Annotated in this window: 7 protein-coding genes and 3 pseudogenes; 6 read left to right on the forward strand and 4 right to left on the reverse strand. The window is 37.9% G+C overall.

What is annotated here, in order from left to right; translation table 11 throughout:
- From AB6D80_RS14960 to AB6D80_RS14970, 3 genes are read left to right on the forward strand one after another with little or no spacing between them, the layout of a single operon-like run.
- Positions 1–2,826, forward strand: a complete 2,826-nt coding sequence (locus AB6D80_RS14960) for an AMP-binding protein (protein WP_229648113.1) — start codon at positions 1–3, stop codon at positions 2,824–2,826.
- Positions 2,827–2,828: 2 nt separating this feature from the next.
- Positions 2,829–3,233, forward strand: a complete 405-nt coding sequence (locus tag AB6D80_RS14965) for a GNAT family N-acetyltransferase (RefSeq protein ID WP_229648112.1) — start codon at positions 2,829–2,831, stop codon at positions 3,231–3,233.
- Between the two features lie 11 nt (positions 3,234–3,244).
- The gene (locus tag AB6D80_RS14970; protein WP_229648111.1) at positions 3,245–3,880 is read left to right on the forward strand and encodes a LysE family translocator; all 636 of its coding nucleotides are present in this window, start codon (positions 3,245–3,247) and stop codon (positions 3,878–3,880) included.
- Between the two features lie 119 nt (positions 3,881–3,999).
- Here AB6D80_RS14970 and AB6D80_RS14975 read toward each other — a convergent pair.
- Positions 4,000–4,174 (reverse strand): annotated as a pseudogene (locus AB6D80_RS14975) (IS3 family transposase); the annotation flags it as partial.
- A 401-nt stretch (positions 4,175–4,575) separates the two neighbouring features.
- Here AB6D80_RS14975 and AB6D80_RS14980 point away from each other — a divergent pair.
- A complete protein-coding gene (locus tag AB6D80_RS14980; protein ID WP_371729309.1) occupies positions 4,576–6,630 on the forward strand; it encodes a hypothetical protein in 2,055 nt (684 codons plus the stop codon).
- 406 nt (positions 6,631–7,036) lie between these two features.
- Positions 7,037–7,771, forward strand: a complete 735-nt coding sequence (locus AB6D80_RS14985) for a hypothetical protein (protein WP_132968965.1) — start codon at positions 7,037–7,039, stop codon at positions 7,769–7,771.
- A gap of 178 nt (positions 7,772–7,949) precedes the next feature.
- Here the strand turns inward: AB6D80_RS14985 and AB6D80_RS14990 are convergent.
- A pseudogene (locus tag AB6D80_RS14990) lies at positions 7,950–8,080 on the reverse strand (IS630 family transposase); the annotation flags it as partial.
- A gap of 341 nt (positions 8,081–8,421) precedes the next feature.
- A complete protein-coding gene (locus tag AB6D80_RS14995) occupies positions 8,422–8,604 on the reverse strand; it encodes a transposase (protein WP_229648109.1) in 183 nt (60 codons plus the stop codon).
- A 208-nt stretch (positions 8,605–8,812) separates the two neighbouring features.
- On the opposite strand from AB6D80_RS14995, the gene AB6D80_RS15000 reads away from it, so the two are divergent.
- A complete protein-coding gene (locus AB6D80_RS15000) occupies positions 8,813–9,076 on the forward strand; it encodes a hypothetical protein (RefSeq protein ID WP_229648108.1) in 264 nt (87 codons plus the stop codon).
- Between the two features lie 410 nt (positions 9,077–9,486).
- Here AB6D80_RS15000 and AB6D80_RS15005 read toward each other — a convergent pair.
- Positions 9,487–10,191: pseudogene (locus tag AB6D80_RS15005) on the reverse strand (IS5 family transposase); the annotation flags it as partial.

Raw genomic sequence — 10,191 nt, forward strand, 5'->3', positions numbered from 1 at the left:
ATGTCATCTAATATTGTATTAAAAAAAATACTACATCAATCTCAACTCTCCCCTGATGCTGTAGCGATTAAACAAGGTAGTAAAAGCATACGTTACGTTGATTTAATATGCCATGCTCAGGAATTGTCAAGTGAGTTACTAGAAGCTGGTCTTTCCCCAAGAACTATTGTGCCTATTATTTCACAAGGGGGAATTGACTATGTTATTTCATTGTTGGCGGTTTGGATGACCGGTGGTGCTTTTGTTCCCTTAGATGTAGATACCCCGAAGGCCAGAATGGCCAAAATGTTAAAGACTATTGATTCCGAGATAGTTATAGCTACTACCAAGCAATATGCCTGTCAGACGAGTATATATTACGACCATACTGTAAATTTGCCAACCCAGAATATTACGTTTGAATTACCTGAACCTGGAGCTATCTCGTATGGTTTTTTTACATCAGGAACCACTGGCGAGCCAAAGTGCTGCCTAAATCAGCATGCAGGGTTAGCCAACCGGTTTGACGTCATGTCCAAAGCTTTTCAACTTGAGCTGGGTGATGCAGTTTTACAAAATAGCAAACATACTTTTGATTCATCACTTTGGCAATTGTTGTGGCCGTTAACGACTGGTGGCAAAGTAGTTATTCCAATGCGAGAAGGGATTCTTGATATACAAGCAACATTGGATACTATCAGGGAAGAGCAGATTGTAATGGCAGACTTTGTCCCTTCTGTTTTAGGGGTTTATCTACAGTATATGGCTTCTAGGGCCAGAGGGAGTGACTACTTTAAGTCTTTTAGGAATATTCTTGTTGGGGGAGAAGAGGTATCTCTCAAGTTGATAAAAACTATTAGGTTATTGTGTCCATGGATCCAAGTCACTAATACATATGGACCAACAGAAGCTTCCATTGGCTTCGTGTTTCATCACTTTAACGGGAACGAGGAGAATAGTGTTCCACTGGGTCTTCCTATAGCCAACACTAGTTATGTAGTGCTGGACGACCAACTCAACGAAATAAATAAACCAGGTGTCTTGGGACAAATTGCTGTGTTAGGTGTTGGTTTAGGGCTCGGTTATCTTGGTCTTCCAGAATTAACAACTCTCAAGTTTAGAAGTATTAGGCGTAGTTCAGGCGATTATGAACCCTGTTATCTAACGGGTGATATAGGAAGCCTTGAGAATGGGGTCTTATTTTTCCATGGGAGAGAAGATAGCCAGGTCCAATTGAATGGAGTTCGTCTTGAGTTGACAGAAATTGAAATGGCGCTCGAGGCTATTCCAAGCATTTCATGCGCTAAAGTCGCCGTAGATGAAAATGCTAACTCTAAACAAATTTTGGCGGTGGTAACTGGGAGTTCGGCCGTAGATGAAAAAGATGTACGCCAAACGTTGTCTGAAAGTTTACCTTCGGAGTTCATACCCCAAAGAATAGTAAAAGTAGATGATTTTCCAAGAAACAACAACGGAAAGATCGAGAGAGCCAGTCTTCTGAAGCTTTTCAAGGACACTGAAGCAGAGTGCAGCCTTATCCCCGAACTTGTTAATATTCTGTCCAACTATTGTGTCTCTTCTGACATCGCGCCAGAAAAGAGTTTTGAGGAACTAGGGATTGATTCAATCAATCTGCTCTGCATAGCCATAGATATTGAAAAACAGCTAGGGAAAAGGATCTCATCTAAAGACATAGCCAGTATATTAACGATTAGTGAATTGGAATCTTCGGTTACCAGTAGCTCGACTAAAGAATTCAGGACCAATATTGAAATGTATTCAGGACCAGTTAGTCACCTATCATTTACTGAATCCGTTTTTATTTCTGGAGCAAGTGGTTATTTCGGGGTTCATTTATTATGTGAATTGCTCGTAGAGAGTAGTCATAAAGCAACTTGTTTGGTGAGAGCAAGTTCTGACGAAAACGCAAAGTTAAGGTTAATTGATTGTGCAAAACAGTACAAAATTGAGAATCAAATTGATTGGAAGCGTGTAACAGTCGTAGCTGGTGATATCACGCAAGATAAGATGGGATTATCTTCGGAAAGGTATGATCAGTTGGCTCTTCATACTTCTCATATTCTTCATACGGCGGCAGTCGTTAACTTAAACAAGAGCTCAGAAGCATTACGTTTAACTAACGCAGAAGGTGTAACAGAAGTATGCAAATTTGCTCTTCGTGCAAACGCACGTAAATTTCACTACGTGTCGAGTCTGGCTGTTGAAAAATTGATAAACAATAATTCGAGCGCTGAAGTGAGTGGGTACGCCCAGACTAAGTTTGAAGGAGAAAAGCGAGTCACAGAACTCACTAAGTTTAATATAGAAGTATCGATTTCGAGAGTAGGGGAATTGATGCCATCAGACAAATATAAAGTGCCGAATAGCAATTCTTTATTAGTTTCCTCTTTACGTGTCTTTAAGTCGCTAAACCAACTTGTTATCAACCATGGTAATGTATCTTATACGCCAATCGATGTAGCTTGCTCGGCGATAGTCTCAATCTTTAATTCTAAATTAGAGATTTCTTATCCCCCCCAAATATTGGCTCTTTATCCTAGTAAAAAAGTCGATTTTAGGTATCTGCTTGAGAGCCTTCTTCCAAGTCAGGTTTCTATACAATACAAAGAACCCCAAAATATTATTGATCAGATAATCACAAAATCATCGGTTTCAACCTTGGAGAAACACGATATTTTGATTCTTGATGCGTTGATGAGTGCCAACGAAAACGAACAGTGGCACCTGTTCGATAAATCTAGTGAGCACTTAGAACCGAGAAAATCAGCGCATTATTGGCCACTTATTGATAATGATTATTTACATCGAAACTTAAAGGAAATCTGATAATGATAATTGAATACACCTGTAATACTCTTCCTGAACGTCAGGATGTCTTTGAACTTTATCAATCTGTAGGTTGGAGTTCGGCACATAAACTTGATGAACTTATGCTCGCCCTTAATGGGGCTCACACACTGTACTGCGCCTACTCAGAAGGACGCTTGGTCGGTCTAGTAAAAACTATTTCCGATGGCTATTTAGTTGTGTACGTGAGCCATTTGTTAGTACTTCCAGAGTATCAATCGAAAGGTATTGCCAGTGAATTGATGAGCAAGACCATGAAAAAATACCAACACTTCCATCAAAAAGTTTTACTTGGTGATAATCAAGCATTTAGATTCTACGAGAAGTTTGGCTTTCATGTTGCAGATATTAAACCTATGTGGGTTTACGTAGGCACAGACCATTAAAAGGCAATGGCATGGACATTACCACAATCTTATTATTTACAGCTTCAATTACGCTACTATCAATAGTACCTGGTCCAAGTGTGTTGCTAGTGATGATTCAAAGTATGGGGGTCGGGCTTAAGTCGGGTTTAATAACGACCTTAGGAATTGTCATAGGTGCTATGTTATTTTTTAGCATTGCATATTTTAGCATCAATACGGCACTTGCTCAGAACGGCGTCCAAGGAATCTATCACTTCGTACAATTTGTTAGTGCCATATACTTAGGGTGGATAGGCTATAGTCTAATTATTGCGGCTTCTCCTCATTTAAGTGAAACCGATATCTCAACGTCTGATTTCTCAACAAAGGAATTTTTTGCCGGGCTATCTATAGCTATGGGGAACCCAAAAACTATCCTTTTTTATGCTTCTATCTTACCTAGTTTTGTTGACCTTACGAATAGTAATATCAGTGATTATATGATCTGTTTGGGGATTGTCGGTATTTCGACGGCACTAGTGCTTTCGATGTATGCTGTCATTGGTTACTGGATGCGGGCACATATAGTGTCAAGATACATTGAACAGTGGGGCAATAAAATTGCAGGATTTTTCTTTGTTTTAATGAGCCTTTACCTTATCTATCTTTTTTCGACGAGTCTATAAATTGGGGAAGCGTAACTGTTTGTAGAGTCTTTTCTTTCACAAAAATTTGGTGAGGGAAAAGTTGTCTTACCTTCATATGAATAAGTGTTTTCCTATTTGATAAGGGTGCTCTACACTTGTCAGACTGACTGGTTTGCTAAGTGACAAGAAATTACTGGACTTAGATATTCAAGTGCACTGTGCCTTCTTGTTCGGTAATAATTAACCTCGATGTATTCGAAGAGTGCTTGGCGCAGATCTTCTCTCGTCATTATCGGCTCGTATTGGACGTTCTATTTTCATTAAGTGGAAAAACTGGCGTTGACGCCCCTATATCAACACTTACGTCATAACTGAAAGGTCTTTGAATGTAATTGGGTAAAGTTAACGAACTATATAATGTTTCAAACACCTTTGTATTTCCTTTATTGAAAGCCCTTTCCGCTTTACTACATATAATCTTGTTTTTGACTAATATTGTTCTAGCTGCATTTTCAACCGCAAGCTCTTTCTCACTTAACTCAGAGTCAAAAACTCTTGGTGTGGCTCATGCTTTTTCCTTGAATTAGTAAAGATGATAATTTTTCAATATAAATAAAACATAAATTATTTAAATGTTCTTATTGATTGATTGAAATAGTCTATTGTCAGTTTTACCAATTTTTTAATTCCATCAAAATTTTCAAAAAATCATATTTTAGGCGGGGGAATGGACAATGAAGTTTAAAATAAGCACTATTGGACTATCAATCGGAGCGGTATTATTTGCCAATAGTGCTAACTCTTTCTATTTTATTTTGGATGAGGGGGAAGCATGTAAAACTACAACTCTTGAAAAAGAGGTTGATGATTTTCAAGAGGACATCTCACCGATATCAGAAAAAGAAACTCCCATTGGCCAAAAGATTACTAATGAAGAAATTGGTGAGGTTATACCAGAATTTGAAACCGGAGCAATGGAGTTGGCAGAGAAAATTGGTGGAGCTATTGGCGTTGTAAGTGGTGGATTAGAATTGCTTGACGGCATAGAAAATAAAAATGCTGATGAAATCACTGGTGGTGCCGTTCTTTTGGGCTCCTACATAGCCCCGGAAATTGCAGGGGAAGTTATCGGCTCAATTTTCTCCGAGTCAATTGCGGAAGCTATAAACCCAGTTATAGGTGTTCTCATCGCTGAAGGGATTGCAATTTATGGTGATATAAAAATGGCTGGGGTCATCAACAAGATGGAAGAGTCCGATCGCACTTTGATGGGTGTCTACTCAAAAGCAATTGATAAAACAGACGCATCACTACTAAAGCTTAAAAAAATAATCCGAGGTGATAATGATGAGATTTATAATTATGAATATAAACATTTTGGAGAATTAACAGTTGAATTATATAAAAACAGTTTCCACAAATTAGCATATAGATTGATTAATGATAATTACTCTAATAGAGTAGATAAATATTTCAAAGATAACACAGTATCCACCCCAATAACCACGCAATTCGTTTCAAGTGAATTACCAGTAACTATTAGCCACCTAATCGGATTAAAGGAAAATTTAAAATACTGGTATTCAACCTCATTGACAGGGAAGAAATACATAAGCAGTTTCGGACATGTCCCATTAAATAATGCAAATTTCCATCCATCATATGAAGGCACAAACAGCATCCGATTTTCAAAATCGATAAAAAATGTTGCAATACCAAATATGCGTTGGTTGAATGATGTATTTTTCCCAGTTTTAGAGAGGACAGTAGATGTAATATATGACAATAGCGATCATCTTGTTGTTGAATTCAAAGATATGCTTACAGATACAAAATTTATCCATAGTCTTCAGGAATCAATGATAGCCCCATATAATGATGTTCTAAAAAAATACTATTCTTGGTTATATTTTGGGCATCATATTTTGAAAAACCTTGATTATTCAGAGGTAAAGATTGAAGAAGGTTTTCTTATTTTTATATCGATATTTATGCCAATTGAAAGCTCAATAATTCAAGGCTCTGTCATGAATGATATTAAATCCAAAATTGATGTTGCTCCATTTATTTTTGCCATAACAAAGTCACTAATTAGCCAAGGCGTCGATGTGACTGATGAGACCAAGTTTACAAAATTAATTAATGATGCATATTCGAAAATTGGAGAGGAACATTCCACCCTTAAAAACAAAATTATGAGTTCTTATCATGCAGCTAAAGACCTGGTTAATACTAAATTAGTAGATAAATCAGAAATTTCATTAAAGCCAATCAGTCAAGAAAAATTAAATTCGCTTATTGAGAAAATCGATAAACATGTGGCTGATGGAAGCCTAAAGAAAAAGGTAGATGTTGCATTAAATGATGCTGTTTCATTAATGAGTCTACAAGGTGGTGATAACTATGAGACATCATTACGATTCATTGATTATGCTCAAATGACTAGCTCTATTCAAAATAGTTACTTTAACGTTGTGGGCGCATTAATCGATAATTACGTGAAGAAGCTACAAAAGTTAAGTGATTGGGAAAATGAAGCCGCTGCTGTAATCTTGAGCGATTTACGTGACGACCTGGTTGCGCTAAATAAAAACAGTAAACTCGTAAATTACTCTTCTCAAGAAGTACATAAATATTCAAGCGGAAACTTTGATTGGCTAGCGTTTAACTCAACTCCTTTTTTAGATGAAGATAATAATAAAATAATTAGGTACCTTGATGACACTATCAATTTATGGGTTCCTGTTTCTCAAACAGGACCACCCATGCGCCTGCATCACGCCAATTAGGTCGAATATTGTGATGGGAGCAGGGAAAAAGTATCTTAGATAAAGTTTTAAAAATGATTTTTTTGAGTTGATTAACTAAAAATCAAGACTATAGGAAGAGGCACTAGTTTAATTAAATCAAAGGATAATCCATTTTGATGTCTAACGTTCGAGCGACCTAAGGTTAAGAGCAAGCGTATTTCTCTTGCGTCATGTTATCCAGACAACATTGTAAATACTAATGTGGTTCTTAAAGGTGCAGTGCTAAACAGATAGAAGTGTGGTGAGAGATTTTAAGTCAAATAATCCGAACGTTAGGTGAATATCCGCTTTTGTAGTTTCTGATGTTATTGAGGGGAATTACAATGGGTTGGCTTCTCCTTTCCCCGGATTACCATAGACCAATTACTCCTTGAAGAGGTGAATCATGATGGGAAGAAAATATAAAATTAAATATCTTATAAATACATTTTTGATATTGCTACTCTCTGCAATTTCATTTAGCTCGATGTCTGGGAGTCTTGAAATTGATGTAACTAAAATAAATCCAAGTGAATTAGACTCGATCAGGCCGAAAATAATAATTCAAAATGGGGAGGCAAGGCTTTCAAAAGTCGGTTTCTCTACTGAAAAGTTAGTTTTAGATAAACCCTTGGAACATTCAGAAGCTAGGAAAAAGCTATATGAGAATGTAAAAAGTATGCTTGAAAAGAACAAAAATATTTTGGCTGATATTGAGGAAGGTAAAATACCATTTCCAAATGAAAGTACTAAAAGTAGCGTAACAGAGGCTTTGCAGTTCAATGACGATTTTTTAGAAAGTGCCTCTGATACCTTGGGCTCAGATGTAATAGATTCTAATAAATTATACTTTTCAACTTCATATAAAGGTGAAAATGTAGTGATTAGTGAGGTTAAGGATTGGACTGCATTAGAAAAAAGAAGCATATCTCAAGTGATGTCAGACCCCGATAACATTGTTAACACTAGGCTTAATAGACCGGGAGCGGTTAAAAGAGCGAGTGTTGAAAATGGTAGGGAGATAATTCGAGATTTAAAGAAAGGCGGAGGTGAAATAAAGAAGGTTACTGCTTTTATGATCTCGGATGTTCTTGAGACTAATTATCGAAGGATGGGTTTTTCAACACCTAACTGCTTTTAGTTAGGCATTACATGGCGCAAGAGGTCGCTAAAGCCAAACTGAAAGAGATAATTATGATGTCAAAGCAAGCAGCAGAAATATATAGATAACTCGCATTAAAATTGGATTTTTATGACAGAATAAAGCCCACCCATAGCACATATATATTGAATCAACTTGAAGGTGCAGGTTTGAGTACCTAAAAATTATCATTAATCTGAGATGCCAAAGAGCCTGCGATCTCTGGAAGAGTCACAGAAAAAATTGGTCTATCGCCGCCTTGAAGTCTCGTTTAGTTTTGAAGTAAACGTTGTTTCTCGACTTCTCGTGGCTTTGTTGCAGTACTCAACCCACTTTGTCTTTTGACATCATTAAGCGACTCGGTAGCTGTCGGGCATACCAAGCTGTGTAAATCATGCCGCTAGCATCATTTCCTGTTGTTGTTTTCAAAGTCTCTACTGTGTAATTGGGGACCTAATGCAGATACGCCACTAAATTTCTCATCCTTTTAGGATTGCGAGCGTCGACAGCAAGCAGATTATCTTTGGGAGGAATGATTATATCGGCTTCAGGAAATTTGCTCGATAATGCGTCCTAGACGTCATCGGTATCGTCCATTTTATCCGCTGAAACATGGTCTGCATCTATATCAATTTTTTCACACAGTGCCCCTACGGCCCCTCATTCGGTTTATATGTGGATTTGAATGCGGGCTTCTTAAGACCTAGTTGAGATAAGCGCTTAGAAGGAGAGGTATAGTCTGGACAGGCTAGATCTGCGTCCCCCATTCTTTTTAATAGATTATCGATGAGACCTTGAAGTTGGCGTAGGGGCTGTTTGAAGACCAGTCTCAAATAATGTCACGCTCTTATTGTGCTATCAGGGTATTGGGGATGAGCCTGTTCCATCATAAGTGCGTTGCTCACTCTGCCAATTATCCATAATGTCGCCTGATAATCAGATATCAATCCGCCCTCGGTCACGCAATATAATTGGTTTGTCGGTAGGTGTGTTTTTTTGAAGTGTTGACGCCTGGATTGATTGTGTTTGTAAGGTATGATTATGAGAGTGAATACATCAAGGTATGATAAGAATATAGGAAAAGGCTCTCAACTCAAAAATTGGCGATTAAATGAGCGCTTCAACAAAGCCGCTCAAGAGCGACAAGAAAACTTTGGCACATTGAGAGCCAGAGTCCTGGGCGTTAGACGTTATTTTCAAAGAAGATTAGCAACGTTGTATTTATGCAGTAGGCTCGGTGCTGAAATTAGAATTCAAGGTTATTCTTTTTTTAATATAATTTACATTAACTTATTAACTTATTAACTTATTAATTAATTTTTTAAATGTAATCATAATTTAAAATTAATTTCTTTTGTTTAATTTTAAGATTATTAGTAATAAAATTAGGGGTTTAATAATGAAACGAGTTATATTTGACAATCATCCTTTATTATCGCAAGAAGAATTAGAAATGTTAGCTATGGTTGTAGGTGGTCGAGGAGAGGAGGGAGGGGCAAGTCGCCTAGGTCGGATTAAAAATGATCGTGATTTAGATCGAGCTGGAAGCAGGTGGAATTTGCGGCTTCGTTAGGAATAAATTTTATAGGATAATTTTGAGGTTCTCAATTTCCAGTTAGCAATTTCTCCGTAAATCCTCGCCCGCTTTTAGGGCGAGGATAGGCTTTGTTGCGTAATTAAATTTAGAGATAGAGCTACTTCGTTTCGTGTGTTTCTTAGTTAATACGACAAGCTTTAGGCATACCTAACCCAGTAAGCTTGTTCAACGCTTTTATCATCGCGTAAGTCTCACCCACCTGCGCATTGTAATTTCTTAAGCTCAATCGTCCTCCTAGTAACTGTTTAACTCGATACATCGCTGTTTCTGAGAGTGAACGTCTGTGGTATCCATACCGCTCTTTCCAATACTTATTTGAGCCGTATAACTTCTGGCAACCCACGGCGAGATTTCGAGGATGACCACGTTCCCAGAAGGCAGCCCCTTCTCTTGGGGGAATAAGCGCAACGGCTCGCTTAATCTCAATAGCAGCGTGACATGCTCTCGTGTCGTAAGCGCCATCACCAGACACCTTAAGGATACTTCGGCGTGTTTGTTTCAATAAGTTAGGGAGGACTTCTCCATCTGTAACCGTCGATAAACTTAGCTCGGCTCCAATAATTTCATGAGTGCTTGTATCAACTGCAATATGCAGCTTTCACCAGACTCTACGCTTGCCATCTGTCCCGTGTTTTTTGACTTTCCATTCACCTTCGCCATAAACCTTTAGGCCAGTCGCATCAATGGCTAGGTGCTGTATCGCTCCTTTCGTTTTTGTCTTAAATGAGACCTCAACTTGCTTTGCTCTACGACTGATGCAGGTGTAATGCGGACAGCTTAATGGAACATGGGCCAGTCTAAATATCGAGTTGATAAATCCTTG

It is taken from the genome of Vibrio sp. 10N.247.310.17 (assembly GCF_041466605.1).
GTDB lineage: Bacteria > Pseudomonadota > Gammaproteobacteria > Enterobacterales > Vibrionaceae > Vibrio > Vibrio tasmaniensis_A.